This window comes from Pedobacter sp. MC2016-14 (assembly GCF_020991475.1).
Taxonomy (GTDB): domain Bacteria; phylum Bacteroidota; class Bacteroidia; order Sphingobacteriales; family Sphingobacteriaceae; genus Pedobacter.
In genome coordinates this window covers 2,464,270-2,488,060 of record NZ_JAJMPA010000001.1, presented here as the reverse complement: position 1 = coordinate 2,488,060, position 23,791 = coordinate 2,464,270, and the positions used below count along the sequence as shown (strand labels likewise).

Genomic DNA, 23,791 nt, shown 5'->3' with positions numbered 1-23,791 from the left:
TGGTTTGGTTTTAGTTGATTATTAATTGGTTGATTTTATGATGGTAATGGTTTTTTCTTTGACTTCAAATCGTATTGAGCCGGCCTTTGCCATCATTTGAAGCACTTTACTTAAAGAATTAAATTTACTTATGGTTCCGTAGGTAGATAACTGTTCCAGGACCGGATCTTCAAAAATCACTTTAACACCGTACCATCTGGATATTTTTCGCATCGCTTTTACAAGTGGTTCATCGTAAAACATAAACATGCCATTTTTCCAGGCTATAACGTTATCTGTATTTACCTCCCTCACAGATAACGAATTAAGCGTAGCAATAGACTGCTGTCCTGGTTTTAGTAATTTGGAATACGCCGTATTTCCTGAAAGGGACACTCTGGCCGCTCCTTCTATCAGCGTTGTGCTCACAGTTAGCTCATCTCCATAACTGTTGATATTAAAGGTAGTGCCAATATCTTCTACAAGCTGCCCCTTACTCACTACGCGAAAGGGCTGAGCGGCATTATGCTTAACTTCAAAAAAAGCTTCACCTACCAACTCTATTTTTCTTTCTTTTAAAGCAGCAAAACTAACAGGGTATTTTAAAGACGAAGAGGCATTCAACCAAATGTTGGTGCCATCAGGAAGTTTCAACTGATATTGTCCACCAGCCGGAGTCTCTATAGTGTTGTATCCTCCAATATTTGCTGTATGCTGATCTTCTGCTAAAGTGTAAACAAGTTCCCCATCTTTGGTTTTGGTGATGGTGATGCCAGACTCTATAGCCAGCTTACCATTCGCGCTAGAATTTAAACTGATTCTTTTTCCATTGGCCAGCTTTAAAAAGGCACCATTTAATCCGGGTTTTACATCACTACCCTGTGCAATGACCACACTTTCTACGGGCTGCCTGTTTAGGAAAAATAACCCTATTCCGATGACCAAAACAACAGACGCAGCAGCTACCAGTCCTGGCCACAATTTTATAACTGGCTTTCTTTTAATATCCTGTACTAATTTCTCCCAGCTTTCCAATTCGTCCGCAGCAATCTGCTCCTGAGCTACATTGCTAACTTTATCTTCAAAACGAGCATACCAGGTTTCAACCCAGGCATTTTCCTCTGGGCTTGCTGTACCTGCGATGTAACGTTCTAATAGTCTTTCTGCCTCTTGTTTTTCCATTATAAAAGGATTTAATAACCCCTATTACTCAATAGACAAATCACAGGCGGGGATGGAGTATCGGAAACTAAAAAAAAGTTAAAAATAAATTTGCCCCTAATTTTGAGCGAAGGATTTTAAGTGCATTTTGCACCTGCTTTCTTACCGTTAGCGGACTGGTATTTAACAACGTCGCTATTTCATTGTGCGATAAATGTTCATTCCTGCTCAACTCAAATACACGCCTCATTTGGGGTGGTAAAGCCGTGATTTCCCGCTCTATTAACGCAGCAAGCTCTTTTTCTCGCAGCCTCCAGTCCGTTACATTTTCGCCGGCAACTAAATAATCTTGTAAAGAGGCCGCATAAGCTGTCCGTACTTTTTGCTTCGTAAAAACATTAATTACCCGGTTACGAACAGAGGAATATAAATAGGCCGCAAGTCCTGAAGTAAGTATCAAAGACGCTCTGTTATTCCATAAAAAAGCAAATAATTCCTGAAGAATATCCTTTACCTCTTCCCTATATGGTAATCTTTTGAAGGCATGGTTATACAAAAGCGCATAATAACGCTTATGGATTTCATTAAATGCGGCCTGGTCACCAACCTTTAATAAGGATGTTAACTCTACATCTGTATACGTACTATATGCGGCCATTTTGCTTAGAGAAATCTAAATATACCAAAATCAAACGCCAATATTAGTTAAAATTTGGAGAATTTTGATGTAAAGATCTTAGAACGCTAAGTAAATTAGCGTATATTGAGTGCCGTAGCAGCCTCAATGGTAAATTTACCATGATAACTAATCTCTTTTAACCGGCTCCAGCAAATATCCAAGCTTGCTCAGGCTTTTAATTAAACCCATTTCAGCACCAAGATGTCCTGCGCCAACTACAAACAAGGTGCTTTCCTTTTTCATTAATCCAGGCATCACTTTTATCCAATTTGCATTACGGACATCCAGCATCCATTTTTTCGCATTCTGGTCGTCGACAATTGAGTTTAAAGCCTCTATGTCCTCCTGCTTATACAGGTCTACCATCTTTTGTAACAAAATTTCACTTTTCTCCGTATCCAGCATTTGACTTATCAACACACTGTCTGTAATTGCCTTGTTAAAAAAAACCAACTGCTCTTCTGGAGACTCCAATCCAGCGATGGTTTTATGCTTCGCCCTGGCCAGAGCCAAAAGCGAAGCTTCATAAGATTTAGGCTGCCCACAGGCCATCATTCTGGAAGACAGAAAACTGCTGATGGCCATCAGGTTCATATACTCAAACTGCTGTAATGGAACGGAAGCCTTAACCTGCATAAGTGAATCCAGTAAGTGGTAATTTTCAGGACTTAACCTCTTGCGCAAAGAAACGGGAGAATACATCAGCCGCTGTATTTTTTTATTTAAGACCGAATCTGCTAAATTTAGTTCAAAGACAAGTCCGTCTACCTCTTCTACCGCAGCTTTTAACGATCCGGACAGGTAAAAATCATTTTCACAAATCATGTGGATCGTACCATAGAGATAAGAGGGTTTAGCCAAGCCATTTCCGCTAATCCTCCAGAGCAGGGCCTGGCCTGGTTTTTTACTTTGTGCAATCCCCTGAACTGCTAAAAGCAGCAATATTGAACTTAAAATCCTTTTCATAATCAGCATAAATATATCAAAAGGAACTTAATAGGATAACTTTCTCTGATCTCTCAACAAGAGGTATTTTTGATAACTGGTTTTGCCTAACACCCCTCTTAAAAAGCTGATCTGCCTCCGGTCAATTGATTGCATGCCCGAAAGCTTTTCCTTTTCGGATAAATTCCGGGATTGTAATACCTCGATATAATTATTGTAATAAGTTTCTAAAGACCAACCTAATTTTGACAACTGATAGGCTTTAAGCGTCAGTTGCTCATTTAAGTTTTTAAGAAATGTGGTTTTATAATTTGCCGCAGTAAGTCCTTTAAAAAAACGCTGATAGTCCTGAAGTGAATAGGCAGTTACAATTTTTTGGATCATTGCTTCCTCTTCCGGACTGCGATAAGCCGTACCTTCATCCTCTACCTCCATGTTAACCTTATCAGGCTCCCCCATGAGTTCTTTTAATTTGTGCTCCAGGGCTTCGTGCTGTAAATTCAGCGCTACAATATTGCCATTCTGGTCAAATAATGCCAAATACGGAATTCCATTAAAGCGATAATCCAGCATTGCCCTACGTCCGCCATCCTCAGTACGGCCTTGTGGCCAGGGCATGGCCTCCTCGGCTAGCGATTTCTTCCACATATCATCCTTGGTATCCAATGAGATAGCCAACACTTCTAGCCCTTTGGAATGATATTGCGCATACAACTTCTTGATACCGGGAATGCCCGCCCGACAAGGCACGCAATAGGTGCCCCAAAAATCAACGAGTGTATATTTAGCCTTTCCAAGTACACTTTTTAACGATTCTTTCCCGCCGGCCGTGTTCAGATAAGCTACATCAGTTGCAGGCTGTCCCACATTTAAACGCGTAATGTCAAAAACATAATTTTTAACGGCAACATGATCAGGATTTGCCTGTAGCAACTTCGCTCCTGCTTCCTGTAAAAATTTCGCATCCCTGTCAAAATCAAACTGACTTAATACATGGATAACAGCAGGAACCGTGGCATATTTTTCTGCCATAGACAAGAGTTGGGTTTTATAGTCCTGCTCAGCTTTGGCTCTGTCCAACTTAGGGTCTCTGGATGATAGTTTGACATGATATTCGGAAATCGTATGGTTAAATACATCCATCAGCTCATTGTTTACATCGCCCTTAATGACCGGAAGTGCTGCTGCAGAAAAATTAATTTCTACAGCTTTCTGATCTGCCCAAAAAGGACTCAAATCTGTTTCTGAAAAACCAACCAGGTATACTCCAGATTTATTTACGGTTAGCACCTTACTATAAGTTCCATTTTTCAGTTTACAAGAATCGATTATAGACGGCCTGCCCGGGCCCTTTTCGTAAAAAAATAAAAGCGTTTTGTTGTTGGCGGCAGTTGATTTACCACTTACTTTAACCGTAATTTGAGCAGTAGAGCATAGCGGAAAAAGAGAAATCAGTAGGACAAAAAGTTTTTTCATGGGGTTATAGTTATTTAATAGCATCTTGAATTTTTGAGAAGAGCGCCGGATCCATTACCGTTCTTTCCATTACAATCATCCCGGCTGGATCTATTAAAAAGCAATAGTTCAGCGCAAAAGTCAGGTTATATGCTTTAGCCGTCGGGCTGATCAGCGTACCTGTAGGACTGTCGATCTTGTTAAAGTCTACCACACTGGTCCATTGGGAAGATGCTGAATGCTGCATACTGTTCCATAAATCCATGTTGTTGGTAATGGTAACGCTATAAATACTAAAATTTTTCCCTACCATCTGACCGAAAATCCTTGCTAAATTCCTGGTATCCGGGCTTGGAGAAAAGCATAACAATACATACTTTCCTTTTAAGGTGCTTAACGAGACCATTTTTCCTGTCGCGTCCGGCAAATTGATCCCTGGAGCCGGCATTCCTTTTTTGAGGGTTTTTGCGGTCTCAATTTTTGCAGCAAAAACCTTTCCTAGCTGAGAATTTCGGATTTCAGGGCTAAAACGACCAAATAAAGTTGCTATGGTGGCATCGCTGTATTTAGACAATACCTCAGCAAACCTTAACTTATGAAAGGCCACAAAGCTATCCGGATGAGTCGCAATAAAAACGCTGTCCAACTTTTCCTTATCTTTAATGATGGTTACCGATCTTATTCTCAAAGAATCCAGACCTGTCTGGTTGTTTTCTGTGCGGTATTTTTCACCCAGGTCATTAAGGGCCCACATCTGCCGGGCCACAGCAAGTTCAGCTGCCTCTGACTCTTCAAAATATTTTTGTTGTTTTCCTGCCGTGATGGTCGCTGCCTTTAATCCTGAATCACTTTTAATCAGCGTTTCTCTACCTTCCAGATAAAATTCGCGCATGTCCTGGCGCATCCGCTCTTCGTAAGTTGGCCTGCCATAAATGGGATTAATTTCAAGTGTAGCATCAGCCGGGGCCTCAATTAGCCCTTTAAATTCAAAGGAACCATTTTTAAATTGGACAGAATCTACCACGTTCTTTCCCATGTTAAAATAAGTCAGCCTTATCCATCCGCTTTGGCTTTTGTTGATCTGGCCTCTGACGATAAATTGTTTCTGTGCAGATGCTGCCGATCCGAAAACCAGCAGCATGAGCATTATATTAATATTTTTAAACATTGTTTTTAAGGGTTATTATTAAATGAAGGGTTAGCCGCCATAATATTCGGGGGCAGTTGTAAAACCAATCTTTCCGGTTGTTTAAGGGTAATGATTTGTGCCTGGCCAGATGCCGGGTATATTTTATGTGTAAACACCGCTCCTGCAAATTGCAGATCTACAGAAAGTCTTCTCATGTCGAACCACCGATAGCCTTCGGCTGCAAATTCACGGATCCGTTCTTCCATCACAAAGCGTAACAAAGTGGGGCCATCTGCCATAGCTGCAGCTGGAACCAATGCATCCGGCACATCATTTCCCAACTCGTCTTTAACCCGGATTCTCTTCTTCCGCAAAAATTCAAGATCATCCTTTGCACCACTTAGATCGTTCAACCTCGCTTTACATTCCGCACGAAGCAAGTAAAGTTCAGATAAAGTTACACCAAACCTGCTGTAGGAAACCCCATATTTACGGAGCCTGCCTCCCGGGATCATTGAACCATCGAAATATTTGTTGGTGTAAAAATTAAGCCTAAAATCAGTTGCCCCATATAATTGGGCAGTTTCCGGGGTAATCACAATACCATTATTCCCATTGGCATAAGGGTTTGAAAAAGTTTTTGACAATACAGATTCGGTAAAATCAGTATAATTATTTCCCGGAGATGCCGGACCAGTTTGTGCACTGACCGGCAAAAATGAACCTCCGGGAGCAAATGTAATGTTGTAATCATACAACATCGCTGGTGTACTGGCACTGGCATTATCGATAAAGGCGGCATTTAACAATGGTAGCGCTAGATCTGGCTTACCCATAAATAAATATACTTTTGCCAGGATACCTTCGGCAGCAGCTTTAGACATACGCGTTTTTCCAGCAGCATTCAGCGGAAGGTTGGGTATTGCAGTTTTCAGGTCATTGATGATAAAATCATAGTTTTCCTGAACAGTTCCCCTTGAGTAAAAAGTCTCCACAACATCGGCTTTAGTAATGACAGGAAAACCTAAATCACTTCCCGCAGTAGCGGCAGCATAAGGTTTGGTATAAAAGTTAACCATTTGAAAGTAAATCCATGCCCTGGTTGCCATTGCGTCGGCCTGAAGTGCCAGGTTTTGTTGCGCAGTCCCTCCTTTAGCCTGCAATACTTCATTGATAACCAGGTTACAGGCGTATACGTTCTGCAAGAAAATCCTCAAATCAGAAGCAATATCCGTTACCTGACCATATAAAATTGCATCCCATTTAAAGAAACGCTGCACAAGAGGTTGGGAAGAATTAAAATAATTCTGTTCTGCACCAATTTCATCACCCATTAATACGGGGCCCTGCCAACCGCCGCCTTGTAAATACTGGTATAGTGCAGGACTGTTCATCAGCAGATTATAATCTTCCGTGGTTTCTGCAATTTGCTTGCCTTTTGGGATCACCTCCAAAAAATCCTTTTTGCAGGAACTCAGCAAAATCAGTGATGTGAAAAGGACGAATATGGATAGTTTGTTTTTTAAAATCATCATTTCTAGTTTTAAGATTAGAATGTAATATTAGTACCAATGCTGTAGGAGTGCTTAAACGGAGGGATACTCCTTGCACCTGTAGACAGGTTATGAAATTCAGGATCTATATTATACTTATTTGCTTTCCAGACCATGAAATTTGTGGCCTGTACAAATACACTTGCCGAAGCAATTTTGACCGCTTTCAAAACTTCCTTTGGTAAAACGTAATTTAAGGTAATGTCCCTCAATTTGATATATGACGCATCTACAACATTTCCATCGCCCATTAAATAATAATTCATGTCCCGGTTGTTATAGTGATCGTTCATATTGGCCACGTAAGCTGGAATATCCGTGAAGGCCTCGTCACCCGGCTTCTTCCATCTGTTGTTAAATTCAGGGCTGATGTTACCGTTAAATGAAGTGGCAGAACCGCTCAACCTTCCGGTATAAAATTGATTCACATCCCTTCTCATCACATGCCCCATATTGTAGATCATGTTGGCTGTAACGGAAAGATTTTTATAACTGAATGTATTTGAGAATCCCCCGTTAAAGACCGGCATAATAGTTCCCTGATAGACTACATCATCGCCCTGGGCAACATAAAGGCTCTTGGTAACGGAACCATCCTGCAGCCTGATCATAGGACTTCCTGTATTGTCCAGCCCGGCATATTGGTAGGCAAACAGCGGTAACAAACCATATCCGGCAAAATAGGAAGAATAGATTTTACTCCCTGCCTGATTGGCATAAGGACTTGGCACACCGTAATCCACCAGTTTGTTTCGGTTATAACTAAAAACCAGGTTTGAGGACCATTTGAAATCGCGTGATTGTACATTCAGCGATCTTATTGAAAGGTCTACCCCCTTATTGGTCAACTCCCCTATATTTCCAACAACCGCAGAATATCCGCTTAGAGGATTTAAAATCAAGCTACCTAAAAGATCTGTAGTATGTTTATCATAAATATCCAGGCTAAATCCAAGGCGGTTTCTAAATACCGAAACATCCAGACCAAGGTTTTTGGTCCTTGTTGCCTCCCATATCAATTTATTATTTGAAGGCGACTGCACGCTGATACTGGTTCCTCCCGGATTGGTACCATAATCTGCACCTAAGATGTTAAAATTTGAACCCGCAGCAGCCTGGGGTGAATTTCCGGCAATACCGTAGGTAGCACGTATCGATAGCTCATTCAACCAGGAAATATCTTTCATGAAATTTTCCTTTGCCATCAGCCATTTACCTCCTATACTCCATACCGGCTTATTTTGAGCAGACTTATCCTTACCAAATAAATTACTTTGATCTATTCTCCAGCTGGCATCAATATTATATTTACCAGCAAAACTATAGTTTGCCAAACCAAACCAGGAAGTAAAGCGTTGCAGGTTTTCAATTGGGGCAGAAACAGGTTCAAGCGGCCTGTTGCCATAGATGATTGGGTTAATACCCCTGTTAATCGCTGCATAATCAGGAAGCTGCGAGGTCATTAGCGCCTCATTGTAGCCATACACTGTTGTTGATCTGCTTTTTAGAAATTGTTCCTGAATATCCTGTCCTCCTTCTAATGACAAACGGTCCTTACCACCTCTAAAACTGTGCTGGAAAATCAGTTGATTCCTCAGGGTCCAGTTTTGCTGATCTGTGTTCGATGTACTGTAACGGCCACCAGTTGTAGGAAGATAATATACAGGGACCGAAGTTATGGTTGGAGAAACCGTATTACTCAGGAGTTCCTTTCTGGAAGCGAAAGATCGGATGTCGTTGAAGCTTTCACTATTACCTGGAGATTTTAAATAGCCATACGTACCTCTAAAACTTAAGCCTTTCCATACGTCTACAGTTACCTTTCCATTTAAATTGAGAACAATGTTATTGCTTTTGTTACGGCTATAGCCTGGTTCGTCTAAGGGCACATAGTTTAAGGAGATCCGTCCTCTTTGTTCGTATTCGCGTCTCAGCGTTTCAGACCAGCCGCTTAGGTAGGGCATCGAAATGGCAGTACCATTAGCATCGGCAAACAATTGATAGGGCAAAAACTGATTGTCGATACTCAAATTGGCAACACCACTATTATTAGCGCTCGTTAGTGTAGTATTTAAAGAAACGCTGATCCGTTTTGAAACATTCAGGTCCTGGGCAAAATTAAACCTGTATAAGTTATTCTTTTCGCCAGGTCTGTTGCTTGTTACATTATTATAAGATAATGATCCATAAAATGAGTAAACCTCACCTCCGGCAGAAGCCGAAATGGTTTGGTTGGAACTCATGGCATTCCGGTAAAACAGTTGCTTTACCTGGTCCATATTATTTATCGCCGCCAGGCTATCCAGCTTTGCATTCACCTGAGCTTGTGGCAAATTATTTTGATTGTAGAGTATTAATTCATGCGGTGCGATCAGGTTATAGGTCAGCGTATTTAAAGGATAATCTGTTGCACTAAAGGTTTCACGCGCAGCGTTAATAAATTCCCTGCTGCTCATTACCGGCCTGTAATCAAAATCTGGTTTGCCGGCAAAATTGACATAACTGTTGTAACCGATTTTAAGGTTTTGCTTTTTCCCTCCCGTCTTTGTGGTAATTACAATTACGCCATTTGCGGCCTTTGAACCCCAAATTGCTACTGCAGCGGCATCTTTTAGTACTGTAATATCAGCTACATCATCTGGATTAATATTAGTGATGTCCTCAACCATCACATTATTTACCACATACAAAGGATCCGGGTTAACATAGATACTGCTGGTTCCACGGATGATACTTTGATTGCCTGCCGAACTTCCATTCCTGCTAACCGTTATTCTCGGTCCGGGCACCATGGTCATCCCAGGTATTAGGCCTTCCAGCCGTGTAATGATATTGGTTGTTCCTGTTCTGTTTTTAAAAACCTCCATATCCGGTTTCGCGTAGGCGCCGGTAGCCCTTTCTTTGCTCAGTGTTTGAAAACCGGTCTGGATTTTTACTTCGCTAAGCTGGGCTGTTAAACTGCGCAACTGAATATTTTGAAAAGGCATCTTTTCTCTTGCAATAAAAGAATAAGCATCGTAGCCGAGGAAGCTTACAATAATGTTATCGCCAAGTTCTGTTTTAATGGAAAAACGCCCGCTTGGTCCGGTAATAAATATACCTTTAGATGAACGAATTAAGGCACCGGGCATGGGCGTGCCCGTGGTATCAGTTACCTTCCCTTCTACAACAACAGGTAGCTGGAAAACCTCAGCAATTTTAGAAAGCAGGGAGACTGGCTTTTCTTTAACAATCACAGTTCGGTCGTCCACCGTATAGGTTAGGGGTTGATTTTTAAATAATTCTTCTAAAACCTCCTTTAATTCTGCATGATCCACTTTTATGGTCACCATTTTGGTTTGCGCCAGCAACTGGTCTGTATATAAAAAGTTGTAGCCACTTTGCTTCCTGATTTCTGTAAACAGGTGTTTGAGTGTGACCCCGTTTTCAGACAGCGTAATCTTCTGGGCAAAACCAGAAGCGCTCACCTGCATAATGGTGGCTATTAATATGACGGTGGTAATGCGCATAATGCGTAGCAATTTCTTGGTATAATTTTTATACATTTGTTTGTCTTGGTTAAGTTGATAGAATCGCAAATTATATTACACTCATCCGGGACATCTGGCCAGTTGTGCAGCAAACACATCTGGCTTTTTTTCACCGGATAATTTATTTCGAGGATCGTTATTTCGTCACCGTTATCCTCCTTCCTTCAATCTTAAACTGAACTTTCCCGGTGAATTCCAGCTTTTTGAGTACTTGTGATACGCTCGCAAAACGGTTCACTGTTCCTCCGAATGTATCTTCCGGCAGCGGGCCATCAAATACAATTTCTACATTATACCATCGGGCTATTTTACGCATCACAGATCTGATGTCTTCATGTTCAAACATAAAATAGCCATTCTGCCAGGCCACCGCTTGTTCCGTATTTACTTTTTCTACGCCAATCTTTCCCCGAAAAAGTGTGGCTTGATCGCCGGGCTTAAGTACAACACCCTCATCACCAATACCGGATGATACCCTTACAGCTCCTTCCAATAAGGTAGTTTTTATCATCGCTTCATCCGCATAACCATCAATATTAAAATGCGTTCCCAGTACTTCAACTTCCTGTTGGCTTGTTTTAACCACAAAAGGATGGGTTCTATCTTTAGAAATTTCAAAATAAGCTTCCCCGCTGAGCGATATTCTTCGCTGTTTTGCACCGGCAAAAGACACTGGATATTTCAATTCCGAAGCCGCATTTAACCACACCCTTGAGCCATCGGGTAACTGCACCTGATAGGTTTGCCCCTTAGCGGTAGCTAGTGTGTTACTGGCATGATTTCCAGCTTTAGTGGAATTGCCCAGTATGTACAGCAGCTGACCGCTTGCTGTTTTTGTAATACTTACACCTTGCTCATTGGCCAGCGCCCCATTTTTTGCTTCTCCCAGGCTTATTTTTTTGCCATTGGCTAAAGTTAAAGTCGCCCCCTGTTTACCAGCCGCAATATCATGCTTTTCAAATTTGGCACCCTGATCATTGTACTTCTGATAAAAATATAAACCAAAGCTCAGTACAAACAAAACCGTAGCGGCAATAGCCAGCCTTGGCCATAAAGTTTTCATTCCGGTTTCCGGATTAACCATCAAACCAGTCTTAATTCCTTGCATACTTTGAATGCGCGTCCATACCTCTTGCCTGGCCTGGTCGAAATCTTCGTCGTTCAAATCACTTTTATTCCCCGCATCGATTTTCAACAGCCATTTATCAATGAGCACTAACTCCTGTGCCGTACAAGTTCCTGCTTTATATTTAGCAATGAGTGCTTCCGGATCTGTCATCTGTATTTATTCGTTTTTTACTATTAATTGTATTTTAAGCCCTACTATATACAGAACAACTCAAACATAGGCAGTGGGTAATGGGGAGAAAAATAAATATAAAAAAAAGAGACTGAATCATGTTACATGATCAGTCTCCTTTCCAATATTTACCTTGTGATCTGCTATTGCAACCAGGTCTTCTGGCCTTTTTTCATCTTTTCCAAATTGCTGAGGTAATCTTGCTTCACACTCGTATCCGCAATATAAATCGCTTTTTCCTGCATAGCAATTGCCTCCTTTACCTGACCGCTTTTGTACAGCAAATTGGCATAGGTATTCACAAGCCATTCGTTATGATCTTTTTCAGGCGAACGATTAATCCAATCCATTGCCAGGTTGATACCATTTTTATCTGAAATGTTTTCAAAAACAGCCCATGCAAAGTTGTTCAATTCCTGAGGGTGTAAATCATTGCCATATTTTTTCATAAAAACAGTTGCAGTCTCCTGAAAACACTTCCAGTTTTGTTGGCCCTGATAGTACTGTACTTTATACTTAGCAACCACAGCTTCTGCATGAAGGGGATATTTTTCAGCTATAGCTGCTTGCAAGGACTTCCAATCAGGTACACCAGTGACTATTTTTGCAACCAAAGGCATTAATTCCTCCGTGTAAATAATTCCTCTTACCCTTTCTGCGGCCTGCCCTTTACCCAGGACTTCATCAACCCGATAGCCATGATTCAGAAAAACCTCGAAGCCTTTGTCTTTTCTGGCAGTAGTAAAGCGGCTTAAGAACATAATGTTTTCTTTAGTAAGCAGGTCATTCTGAGTCTCCAAATACTGGCTCGCATACTTCAGTGCATGCTCCCTTTCCATTACACCCTGAGCGGCAATTGCCAGTCGCATCATCATTTCAGGTTCTTTTCTGGTCGATTTTTCAAAATTAGCCATCATGGTATAATACTGTCTGCCAGGATCAAGCGCATCAGCAGCTTTAGCAATAAGGCTTTTTGCATTTTCTATCCCAGGTACCCTATGCACCAATTCTCCATCAGGCGAAAAGAAAAAAAATGTAGGTAAAGATGGCATCCCATACTTTTTAACAATCATCTCCACATCATTGTACCACATCTTCACGTATTCATCATCTTTACTTGTTCTATCTAATTGAAGTTTAAGGCAGATGAACTTATCATTAAAGAAATCACCCATCTCTTTACGCGGAAAAACATCTTTCAACATCTTTATACAAGGAGCACAATAGCTGCCATAACAATCTGCAAAGATGTATTTGTTTTCGGCCTTTGCCTTTGCTTTTACCTGCTCCCAGTTGAGTGTATGATCAAAGTTAACACCCTGTGCATTTGCCGATATTAAAACGGATAATAATAATAATATAAGAAATAAATACTTCATGATTTTATTAGTTCTAATGAGTTATTTCAATAACATTTTTAACTTTTCAGCAAGCTTTTCATCCCTGAGATCTTTTGCAATGATAACTCCATTGGGATCTAAAAGGAAATTCAATGGAATACCCGTGATACCATACATCGAAACCACTTTACTCTCCAAGGCCTTTGCCTCACAAATTTGTGTCCAGGGAAGTTTCTCATCATGAACTGCTTTTAACCACTTCTCCCTGCTGCTGTCAAGCGATACGCCCAGGATCTCAAAATTTTTATCTTTGAATGCGGCATAACTTTTTAGCAGATGCGGAATCTGCGTGCGGCAAGGCCCGCACCAGCTTGCCCAGAATTCAACCAGTACATATTTCCCACGAAACGAAGAAACCGAAATCGACTTCCCTGTGCTGTCAGGCATACTAAAATCCAATGCAGGGTTCCCTATCGTCAATGATGCTAGTGCATTCATTCTTTTGCTTATAGCCATCATATCTGGCCGATTCCTAAGTTCAGGAGATAAAGAGGCTGCAAGACGCCCAATATCACCAGCATTATCAATCTCTGCCATACCTGCCCTTTCTTTAATAATTGCAATGTTTAAAAGTGCGTCGGGATGCTGTATAAGAAATGTCGATTCAATTTTCTTTTCTATTTTGTTCAAACTATCCATCTTTGCCATACAGGCCATCAAAGCTTCCTTTTTACCCGGAAACTCATCTCGCATAGTTAACTTTAACTGCTGGCGAAATGCCTCATCAGACATTTTTTGAACCGGTTGTAACAGGCTATCAAGTTTGGAGAAAGCAGCTACTTCTTTATTTCCTGAGAAAATCAAATTCTTAAAATTGTCACCCTCTACTTTTATATTCCCTGAAGAAAGATAAAAATAACGAACAGCCTGGCCTGCCATTGGATCTTCGGCGCGCTCCTTTACACTAGAAGGTGTTAGCATGGAAAGATAGACCGGAATAACATCTTCCTTAATCGTACCTTTAAAACTAAATTGTCCGTCTACAATTTCAGCACTGTCGCGCAAAAGAGCATTGGGATTTTTGGACATTTCCATCAGAGAAGCTTTCTGCGACAAATGAATTTTGCCTGTCTTAATCGAATTTAATTTACCACTAATTGTAAAAGTCTTTACTGCAGGACTCAACAATTCCGCTAATTTGGCCGGTAGTTCTTCATTCCTTAGGTTGCAAGCCACAATCTTCCCATTCGGATCGATCAGGAAATTTAAAGGAACTCCAACAATACCATATTTCGATACAATCTCACTCTTAAATCCTTTCAGTTCTGAAACTTGTGCCCAGGGAAGTTTATCTTCCTTAATCGCTTTGATCCACTTCTCCCTGCTACTATCCAGCGAAATACCCAGAATATCGAAATTATTGTTTTTATAAGTATGATAGCTTTCTAAGAGATATGGGGTTTGTGCACGGCAAGGACCGCACCAGCTTGCCCAAAACTCAACCAATACGTATTTTCCACGATAAGAAGACAGAGAAACTGCAGTTCCTGTGGTGTCGGGGATACTAAAATTGAGGGCAGGCTTACCAATAGTGAGGGTACTATGCAACTGTAATCTTTTACTGATTTCGAGCATATCTGGCCTGTTTCTTAGCCTGGGGCTCAAATGAGCAATGAGCTTTTGCATTTCAGCTGCGCTTTCCGGATCAGCAATGGCAGTTTTCTCCCTGATCATGGCCATAGTAAGCAGAGAGGCAGGGTGCTGATAGAAAAACTTCATTTCCATCTCCTTATATTTCTTTCCTATACTTTGCATTTGACCATTATAATAGGCTAGAGAATCGGCTTTCCCTGGAAAATTAGCCGAAGTATCAATCCGGATATAATTTTTTCTAGACGGACTGGTTAGGGCATAAAACTCTTCTATTTTTCGCTCCAGCAGGCTGAACTCTTCCATTTCTTTTGTTCCAGAGAAAATTACATCTTCCAGGCGGTTACCAGATAAACTGATCTGATCAGGGGTGAGATAGAAAGACCGGCTACTTGTTCCGGCAAAAGGATTTGCTTCACGCTGTGCCTTACTAATCGGCAATTGCATCATCAGCATTGCCGTAACAATATCATCCTTCAGTATACCTTTAAAACTAAATCTTCCGTTGTCAAGGATAGCGCTGTCCAATTGAGGCTGGCCATTCAGTCTTAAAAACACCTTCCCTTTCTTAATCTGCTTTAATGTTCCCCTTAGGGTAAAAACTTTTTTTGCCTTAGGGGCAGTCTGTATCGTTGCGTTTGATGAAAAAGCGAATACCATCATCAGGCAGCTCATAAATAATATCTTCATTTTTTTTGCTCTAGTGTTGTTAGTTATCTGGGATTTTGAAAAATACCGGAGGCATCTACTTCAGATTGTGGAATGGGCCAGGTATAGCGGGGATCATTGGGAGGAAGCTCAAATCTTTGTCCGGCGACTTCCCTTACCAAAGTTTTTGCAAACCTTGCTTCTTTATTCAGCCTGCGGAGATCTTCCCATCGTGTGCCACGAAACAAAAGCTCTTTTCTTCTCTCCTTTATAATCATCTGCAATAATTTTTCTGGATCTGTTTCAGTAATATTTGTAAAAAAACTGGTTCTGATCCTGTTTTTCAAGAGCAGATTCAAATCCTGAAGTGCTTTATCTATTCTGTTGATCCGGGCATTACATTCTGCGCGTATGAGGTAAATTTCGTCTGTTGCCAGCCCGGAAAACATATCATAGACCCCATAAGAACCTTTATATATTCTGTGTCTATAGCCATCCATGTCTCTGAACGGTCTGAAATAGACATCGCCCCTCAAGTCGCCAGGTTCGTATAAGGCCATTTGCGAGGGTTCCATTGTGGCCATATTTTCGGAAATCGTGTACAGGGCATTGGTATATGACTGGTCAGAGGTAATATAGTAGATTACTTCAGGATTAGACACCCCATAATCGAGCGAAAAAGGGAAATCATCAATTGGTAAATCATCAATCCCTATAGCATTAAAATCAATAAGTCCACCCCTAAGAGCCAGACATAAATCTGCATAGTGCGCGGCATTTTCATATTCTTCCATCATCAGATAAATCTTGGCAACCAGTGCGTAAGCGGCAGCCTTGCCGGGTCGGATGTAATTTGTCCTTTTTGTGAGCACTGGAAGCAACTCTGTGCTTTCTAATGCATCGGAGAGGATTTGTTTATAAGTAGCATGCACTGAGGAACGCTTAACGGTCATTGTAACATCGGGCTCCAAACGTAGCGGCAATCCATTCGGACTATCTTCAGCCTTTTTATACGGAAATGCATATTGCTGTGCAAGGTGGTAATAACGGAAGGCCCTAAAAAATAGCGCCGTACCTTTTACATTGTTCCATGCAGCTTGTTCGCTGGCTGCAGGCGTTATAGATTGGATACCAGATATTGCGTTATTTGCATAAAAGATATAAAAGTAAGAGCGTTTCCAATCCGGACTTTTTTCATATTGTATCATATCAATCCGCTTAGACCAACCATATACATCCCTGAGATATAAGTTATTATCTGAAGCCAGGCTATTCCATTTTCTATCAGTAATAATATATTCATCAGCACCGTTTGTGCCAAGGGTATGTGCAGAATAACCGGTGAAGCCAAAATCATAATCTACTATGGCTTGAAAATCAGCAATCGTACTGGGTACTTGCAGACTCTTTAGTTCTTTGACTTCCAGAAAATCCTTGCTACAACTGGTCAGTGAGATGACCAGAAAAAGGAATACATATTGAAATAGTAAACATTTCATAATTAAAGATTAGTATTTTGTTAAAAAGTACACTGTAAACCCATGTTGTATTGAATGGGCTGCGGATATCTCGCATTGGGTGATTGCGGGTCTACACTACTGCGGTCTGCCTTCCATAAAAAGCCCAGGTTACGTATGTAGGTATAAAGCCTTACCGACTTAAAAAATGGATTCGCTTTTTTTCCCGGTAAAAAGGTATAATTGAAATTCACATCCTGCACAGCTATATGATCCCCCTTTGAGATGAGCACCTGAGACTGCATATAAGCAGCCGCTTCGTTCTGATCATATCCATTTAAACCACCACCAGCCGGGACATTCGTAAACAATTCATCTCCTGGTTTTTGCCATTTATTCAATACATCAGCATGATAAGTTCGGTTCATTGCGTATTCCATACCTGGAAACAAAGATGTTCTGCGATACACATACCCAGCTTTCCAGGTCAGCAATACACTCAACTGAAACCGCCTCCACTCCACATTATTCAAAATTGACCCATAGTAAGGAGGATCAGTAACTCCTGCATAAATCATGTCACCTGGTTTTACAGAGTAAACATATTCGAGATAATCTGAAGTCCGTTGCCCGTCTTTATATACTATTACTTTACCATTGGCTGGATCTAGTCCATGCCAGGGTAACGCATAAATACCAGATACAGAGCGTCCAACTTCTAGTGGAACATAATAACCAGTGTATGTAAATCCATTTGATGTAGGGGTATTATAATAATTTAAAACTTTATCCTTGGCATAATTAAAGAGCCAGGTGGTTTGCCAATTCACATTGCCCTGTAGATTTTTTGTCGTTAACTGAAGGTCAATCCCCTTTGTCATGATAGAGGCATAGTTATACCGATAAGAGTAGATTTGATAGTTTGCATCATTAATGCCCGTAGATGGCGGGAGAAAAGCATCTCCTATCAAATCCACAGCTTTTTTAGCAAAAAATTCGAAGCCGCCACTAACCCTTCCTTTAAATAAAGACCAATCCAAACCAAAATTCAATGTGTTTACTTTCTCCCATTTCAATGAAGGATTGCCAGGGGAAATGATGCTAGCATATCTTTCGAGGTTAGGATCTCTGTAAGCAGACGCCGCATAGTTAATTACCGTGAAGGTGGATACGTCCTTATTTACATTTCCACTGCTTCCATAAGTTGCCCTGATTCTAAGGTTGTCTACACAGTCGGATTTAAAAAAACTTTCTGAAGAAAGTAACCAACTGGCGCCGGCCGACCATAGTAAGGTACCTTTCTGATTTGTTTTAACACCAAACAGGTTAGAGCCATCCCACCTTGCACTCCCACTTAGAATGTATTTGGATTTGAAGGTATAAGAGCCATTGCCAAAATACGAAAGATAACGGTTGGTTCTATAATAAATACTTTCATCAGGTCCTGGAATGGTCGCATCTGCCCAGGAAGAATATAATTTATATCTTTTTACGAAGTCCATACGCGCGGTTCCCACACCCAGTTGCTCATCATAATTATATAAAATAGATCCCGGAAAACTCTCTTGAATGGACTGTCTAATTTCTGCACCTGCTAAAAATACCATTCCATGATCTTCTATCTGCTTTTGTGCATTCAACTGTACCCTTCCAGAATGCTGCACATTTTCATCCGGGCTTGCCATATTTAAGATCCCGTTATGGGGAATAGGCATGCTTCCGTCGGCCTGCCTATAATTATTTACCAGATTTCTAACATAATAGGACTCCGGCGAAAAGTACTGCCGACTTGAATTTTTAGTTTCTAAATACTGATAAGTAGCATCAGCACTAATCCCTTCCGTCAATTGATAACGGATACTACCTTGTAAATTCAGCATGGTAGACGCACTCGTGTTATCAGAAATTTTTACGTCATCAAGTGGAATGTATTGCCAGGGCAAAAAACCAATCTTTTCGGTCGCCTCTGTTATAGACGAGCGGAGATTTACATCGAGGGAAACAGGATTTCCTTGCTCATCCACCAAGCGGGTATACGGCTGCAATCCAGCATTGCCATTAGAAATGTCAGTGATGTTAAAAGCATTCATATTATTCTTTGATCTACTGTAGCCGAACCTTGTGTTTAATTCAAATGATTTTGAGGGTTTAAAGGTATTCTGAATATTCAATGTAAGCCTTTGATTGTCATCACCTACCATTGCATCTCTGCCTTTGTCATATCCTGCTGAAAAATAATACCTGTTTTGATTACTTCCACCATTTACATTTAGGGCATATTGTCGCATCAGTGCATTCTGGTACAAATATTTAAGAATATCATTCCTGATATCCGAATTTTTCATCCGCGTTTCCTCTTTTAAGAAATCATTGTCACTAATCTTCCCATCACGTTGCTTAATCAACAATTCTACATAAGGAGAGAATGCCTGAAAACCGGCTTCATCACCAATAAAGTCGCCACGTAAAAACCTTTCCTTCTGTACTTGCATCACTAATGGAGAAGGCATAAAATTCCTGTCATAGAAAAGATCAGGTTTTGCTACTACTGCTGCATTTGTAGAGAAGGACACCTCTGCCTTTCTATTATAAGCGCCCTGTCTGGTTGTAATTACAATAACGCCGTTACCTGCCCTGGCGCCCCAAATAGACGCTGCAGCGGCATCTTTCAAGATGGTCACACTCTCCACATCGTTTGGATTAATGTCGCGGATATTACCTTCAAAAGGAAAATTATCCACAACAATTAGCGGTGAAGACTCAGACATAATAGTTGCCCTTCCCCTGCTTTCCAGTTTAAACTCTTCCACATTTTCACCTGTTGCTACAGTACGATTAAACAAGAGCCCATTGGTGATGCCTTCCAGCCTTGTTAAGATGTCGGGTCCGGCAGCCCTATTGATCATTTCCCTGGTAATTTGCGTAAAGGAACCCGTGGCTCTTTCCTTTGGCAATTGCTGATATCCGGTATTAACCACACTAAATTCCTCCAGTTGCTGAACAGCCGGCTTTAAATTGATAACAGGGTAGGCGCTTCCATTAAGCGCAAAATCTGAAGTTTTATACCCCACAAATGAGACAGTTAACACTGCTTTCTCACTAACATTTAGCAATATAAATCCTCCGTTTTCTACAGTTTTAACCGACTGCCTTGTTCCTTTTATGGCTACTGTCGCTCCTACAAGTGGTTTTCCCTGATCATCATAAACATGTCCATGCACATCAATAGCTGATAAAGAAGCCGTAAGTCTCTCTATAAAAGAACGCTTTTTTGGCTCCGGGGCTGCTCTTATGATAATCGTGTTATCCCTGATCTCAAAAGCCAAATTTTTACCTATTAAGCAGTAGGCGATCACTTCTTTCAATGGACTTTTATCAAATTTAACATCCATACGGAATGCGTCGTCTAGCTGGTCTGAGTTCCAAACCACGGTATAACCAGTTTGTTTATAAATCTCTTCAAAAACATCGGAGAGCATTATGTTATTTTTAGACAGGCTAACCTGTTGCGCATATGTAGTTGCACTTACCTGTAATGTTGCAGCTATCAATAAAGCGATCGTTATTTTCATGACCACTATGGTTTTATAAATACAGCCGGGCGGGCTGCATAAAAATCTTGTAAAAATTTTATACATTTACGTGTTTGGTTTGGTTGATAAAAGGTTGTTTAGCGCAATGATTATAAACAAAGCCAGCAATTTTGGAGCCCCGACCACGAATCGGGGCTTTAGTTTTTTTGGCTCATTTATTGGAATAGTTTAATCCTTTACAATGATCCTCCTCCCTTCAATTTTAAAGTGAATGTCCCCGGCAATTTCTAACTTCTCCAGCACTTTGCTTACCGTAGAAAATCTGGAAATGGAACCACTGAACCTTCGGTTTTTTAATGCCTGGCTTTCATAGCTTACTGATACATTGTACCACCTGGCCACCTGAAGAAGGATGTCTTCCAACCTTGCCTTTTTAAATTTGAATAGTTTATCCTTCCATGCAGTAACTTCACTCATATTTGCCTGTGCCACCCTCATTGTACTGTTAGTTAGTATGGTCTGCTGACCGGGCTTTAAAACTACTCCATTGGTGGGCCCCGTACCTACAGAGACTTTTGCAGAACCTTCCACCAATGTAGTTACCAGCGTGGCATCATCCGAATACGCATTGATATTAAATTCTGTGCCGAGATCTTCAACACGCTGATCTTTGGTATGGACCAGAAAGGGGTGTTCAGCATCGTGATTAACCTCAAAATATGCCTCACCTTCAAGCTCAATAATACGTTTCTTGAGGCGGGAAAATGAAGTTGGAAATTTAATTTTAGTAGCCGCATTTAATGTGATTACCGTACCATCAGAGAGTTTGATGCTGTAAGACTCGGCATTCGCTGTCGTTAATGTATTATAGGCAGTTTTGGATCCATTAGCCTGGGAATCTGAAGCAGCCAATTCATAAACCAGCTGTCCGCTACCCGACTTTGAAATTGAAACACCTGCCTGCGCTGCCAACTTACCATTAAGAGCTGCAGTAAGCCGGATAGTTTTACCGTTACTTAAAGTCAGTGTTGCGGTATTGGTGCCAGGCTCAATATCAACTACCTCATTTTGAGAAGCCGGATAAAAATATAATCCGAGACCAATCACCACAACAATAGAAGCCGCAATTGCTAATTTTGGCCAAAGTATTATTTTTAACGGCTTAGCAGGTACAGCAATAGGAAGATCAGCTTTAATACGCTTGTACCAACTCTCGTAATCAGGATTGCCCTGCATGTCTTCTGTATTGGAAACAAGTTCGTTATACCAGCTTTCCACCAAGGCCTTTTCTTCTGGCGTACACTGGTTGCGCTCGTATTTTTGCAGTAAAACTTTTCCTTCTTGTTCAGTCATCGTTATCTTGAATGGGCTGTTTTAAGATATGACCCTTAACCTGTGGCCAAGTGGTAGATGACTTTAAAATATTTTTAAAATTACAATCCTCGCTAATTGCCAATTAACAGAATAATATGCATCACCGTTAAAAAGAAAAACGAACCCAGTTTCATTCGGAGGACTTTTAGCGCATTATACACTTGTTTTTTTACCGTTCCTTCAGAAATATTAATTTGATCAGCGATTTCCTTATAACTCAGGTGTGCTTTTCGGCTTAACTCAAAGATTTCACGCATCTTTTCAGGCAAAAGCGCAATTTCCCGTTCAATTTGAAGTTGTAATTCTTTTTCCCTGATCATTTCGTCTGTACTACTGTGCCCTTTTGCAGCAAAGTCAGGTAAAGTTGATAAATAGCTACTCTTTACCTTTTCATGGCTAATCAGCTTTAGAATTCTGTTCCGTACTCCTGAGTATAAATAAGCTGAAAGGGAAGTTTTAATCTCAAACGCAGCGGCATTTGTCCATATGGCTGCAAAAAGATCCTGAATTAAATCAGCAGCCTGGTCTTCATCTTTTAGTATTCTTCGTGCATGACGGAACAACACAGCCCAGTATCTCTCATAGATTTCACTAAAGGCATAGTGATCCTCATTGCTTAATAAAACAGCGAGTTCTTCATCAGCATATTTATGATACTCTCCCATAGGCGCTAAGAAATGGCAATTTATAAAAATTTATAGTATTTTGCTATAAAAAAAAAGGTAGAACGAGGTACACCGCTGGTCCCAGGCGCTCTTTGAGTTTTTTCACTGCATTTTTCATATGAGTTTCTACAGTTTGCTCCGACAAACCCATTTGTAAGGCAACTTCTTTATTTGTCAGGAATGCTTTTTTTCGCAAAATAAAAACCTGCCTGCTTTGTGGCGGAAGTGCATCTATTTCTTTATCTATTAGCCGTTGAAAGTCTTTCTCTCTAATGGCGTAGTCGGCCATCTCACCTTCGTCTGCCTCCTTCATGATTTGATGCAGATGATCTACATACTGTTCCTTAACCTGCTGATGTTTGTATAAATTTCTTACCAGATTCAAGATCAGGGTAAAAAGGTAACTACTTAAACTTGGCTTAAGCTCAAAATTAAGACGGCGGTTCCAAAGCTGAACAAATACGTCTTGCATTAAATCTTTAGACAACTCCTTATCACCTGTTTTTTTATAGGCAAAATTTAAAATCAGGGCGTTATACCGGACAAATATTTCTGCAAATGCACTTTCATCGCCAGTTTTTAACAATTCAGCAAGTTCAAGATCAGAAAGTTTGGCATAAGTGCTCATAGAACCGCAATTATAATTAAAAAAGGTTAATTATTACCCATGGTAATACCATAACCTAAGCAAAAACATATAAACATATAAAAATTTACTATATTAGTGGAAATCATCTATGGAGAGTCGTAGTCCGATCAATAATTACCCTGTATAGTTAGTAGGATTCTAAACACAAGCTATATCAGGACGGGATAAATCAAACACATGAGAGGAAAAGTACAGGTTGCGTTCGGGATGCATTCGGACTGCGTTCGTAAATTCTTCGGCTATTCTTCGGCTATTGTCCGGGTATTCTCCGGCTATTGTTCGGATCCACCCGATTAATGTGCGTTCAGTATTCGGCCAAGATTTGTAAAATCTGCGGTATAGATCCGGACACAGTACGAACACACTCCGGGCACGCTATAGCGCCAGCCTAAACTTTTGTAAGAAATAAATGCAAAAACCTCTACCCTATGTGGTAAAGAATGCCAGAATTGGCTTTTTGAAAGCACTAAGTTAATTAAAATTCATTGATGACCAAATCTATAACCTCAATTCTGTTAGCTTACAGACTTTAAAATGATCAGGGCAAAGTCTGTAGATCCAGTAAGCTATTTTGTAGACATCAAAAATGCGGCAACAGGTGTATTAATTACCAGCTTTACCCTAAATGCCTTAGCAGCTAAACTTTCTAAAAACCAAACGCTTGTTTTGAGAGGTACTATTGGTGGAACGGGAACTGCAATTCCAGGCAGCTTCCTCGTTAACAACTATTAAATAAAAAATACT

The 23,791-nt window shown here is 40.7% G+C and carries 16 protein-coding genes; 1 reads left to right on the top strand and 15 read right to left on the bottom strand.

The genetic code is table 11. The annotated features are described in order from the left end of the window. Positions 1 to 21: 21 nt before the first annotated feature. The 15 genes from LPB86_RS10335 to LPB86_RS10265 all read right to left on the bottom strand — a co-directional run bounded on the left by LPB86_RS10335 (position 22) and on the right by LPB86_RS10265 (position 23,026). Positions 22 to 1,161, bottom strand: a complete 1,140-nt coding sequence (locus LPB86_RS10335) for a FecR family protein (protein WP_230643282.1) — start codon at positions 1,159 to 1,161, stop codon at positions 22 to 24. Between the two features lie 67 nt (positions 1,162 to 1,228). Continuing rightward, positions 1,229 to 1,798, bottom strand: coding sequence for an RNA polymerase sigma-70 factor (locus tag LPB86_RS10330; RefSeq protein WP_230643280.1), 570 nt, complete (start codon positions 1,796 to 1,798; stop codon positions 1,229 to 1,231). Positions 1,799 to 1,945: 147 nt separating this feature from the next. Beyond that, positions 1,946 to 2,785: a TraB/GumN family protein gene (locus tag LPB86_RS10325; protein ID WP_230643277.1), complete on the bottom strand. Its 840-nt coding sequence runs from the start codon at positions 2,783 to 2,785 to the stop codon at positions 1,946 to 1,948. Between the two features lie 27 nt (positions 2,786 to 2,812). Continuing rightward, positions 2,813 to 4,240: a TlpA disulfide reductase family protein gene (locus LPB86_RS10320; protein WP_230643275.1), complete on the bottom strand. Its 1,428-nt coding sequence runs from the start codon at positions 4,238 to 4,240 to the stop codon at positions 2,813 to 2,815. A 10-nt stretch (positions 4,241 to 4,250) separates the two neighbouring features. Beyond that, complete coding sequence (locus tag LPB86_RS10315) at positions 4,251 to 5,387, bottom strand: DUF4369 domain-containing protein (RefSeq protein WP_230643273.1); 1,137 nt, start codon at positions 5,385 to 5,387, stop codon at positions 4,251 to 4,253. A 5-nt stretch (positions 5,388 to 5,392) separates the two neighbouring features. After that, positions 5,393 to 6,883 (bottom strand): RagB/SusD family nutrient uptake outer membrane protein, encoded by a 1,491-nt coding sequence (locus LPB86_RS10310; RefSeq protein WP_230643269.1) that lies wholly within the window; start codon positions 6,881 to 6,883, stop codon positions 5,393 to 5,395. A 14-nt stretch (positions 6,884 to 6,897) separates the two neighbouring features. Further along, complete coding sequence (locus tag LPB86_RS10305) at positions 6,898 to 10,446, bottom strand: SusC/RagA family TonB-linked outer membrane protein (protein ID WP_230643266.1); 3,549 nt, start codon at positions 10,444 to 10,446, stop codon at positions 6,898 to 6,900. Positions 10,447 to 10,567: 121 nt separating this feature from the next. After that, positions 10,568 to 11,710: a FecR family protein gene (locus LPB86_RS10300; protein ID WP_230643263.1), complete on the bottom strand. Its 1,143-nt coding sequence runs from the start codon at positions 11,708 to 11,710 to the stop codon at positions 10,568 to 10,570. A gap of 164 nt (positions 11,711 to 11,874) precedes the next feature. Next, positions 11,875 to 13,110, bottom strand: coding sequence for a thioredoxin family protein (locus tag LPB86_RS10295; protein ID WP_230643260.1), 1,236 nt, complete (start codon positions 13,108 to 13,110; stop codon positions 11,875 to 11,877). Positions 13,111 to 13,131: 21 nt separating this feature from the next. Beyond that, positions 13,132 to 15,411: a redoxin domain-containing protein gene (locus tag LPB86_RS10290; protein ID WP_230643257.1), complete on the bottom strand. Its 2,280-nt coding sequence runs from the start codon at positions 15,409 to 15,411 to the stop codon at positions 13,132 to 13,134. 23 nt (positions 15,412 to 15,434) lie between these two features. Continuing rightward, positions 15,435 to 16,868, bottom strand: coding sequence for a RagB/SusD family nutrient uptake outer membrane protein (locus LPB86_RS10285; RefSeq protein WP_230643255.1), 1,434 nt, complete (start codon positions 16,866 to 16,868; stop codon positions 15,435 to 15,437). Positions 16,869 to 16,888: 20 nt separating this feature from the next. Then, positions 16,889 to 20,398: a SusC/RagA family TonB-linked outer membrane protein gene (locus tag LPB86_RS10280; protein ID WP_230643252.1), complete on the bottom strand. Its 3,510-nt coding sequence runs from the start codon at positions 20,396 to 20,398 to the stop codon at positions 16,889 to 16,891. Positions 20,399 to 20,587: 189 nt separating this feature from the next. Further along, complete coding sequence (locus LPB86_RS10275; protein ID WP_230643249.1) at positions 20,588 to 21,712, bottom strand: FecR family protein; 1,125 nt, start codon at positions 21,710 to 21,712, stop codon at positions 20,588 to 20,590. A 92-nt stretch (positions 21,713 to 21,804) separates the two neighbouring features. Next, positions 21,805 to 22,398, bottom strand: a complete 594-nt coding sequence (locus LPB86_RS10270; protein ID WP_230643246.1) for an RNA polymerase sigma factor — start codon at positions 22,396 to 22,398, stop codon at positions 21,805 to 21,807. A gap of 43 nt (positions 22,399 to 22,441) precedes the next feature. Next, entirely contained in the window at positions 22,442 to 23,026 is a 585-nt protein-coding gene (locus LPB86_RS10265) for an RNA polymerase sigma factor (protein WP_230643243.1), read from the bottom strand. A 555-nt stretch (positions 23,027 to 23,581) separates the two neighbouring features. Here LPB86_RS10265 and LPB86_RS10260 point away from each other — a divergent pair. Next, complete coding sequence (locus tag LPB86_RS10260) at positions 23,582 to 23,779, top strand: hypothetical protein (RefSeq protein ID WP_230643239.1); 198 nt, start codon at positions 23,582 to 23,584, stop codon at positions 23,777 to 23,779. Positions 23,780 to 23,791: the final 12 nt, after the last annotated feature.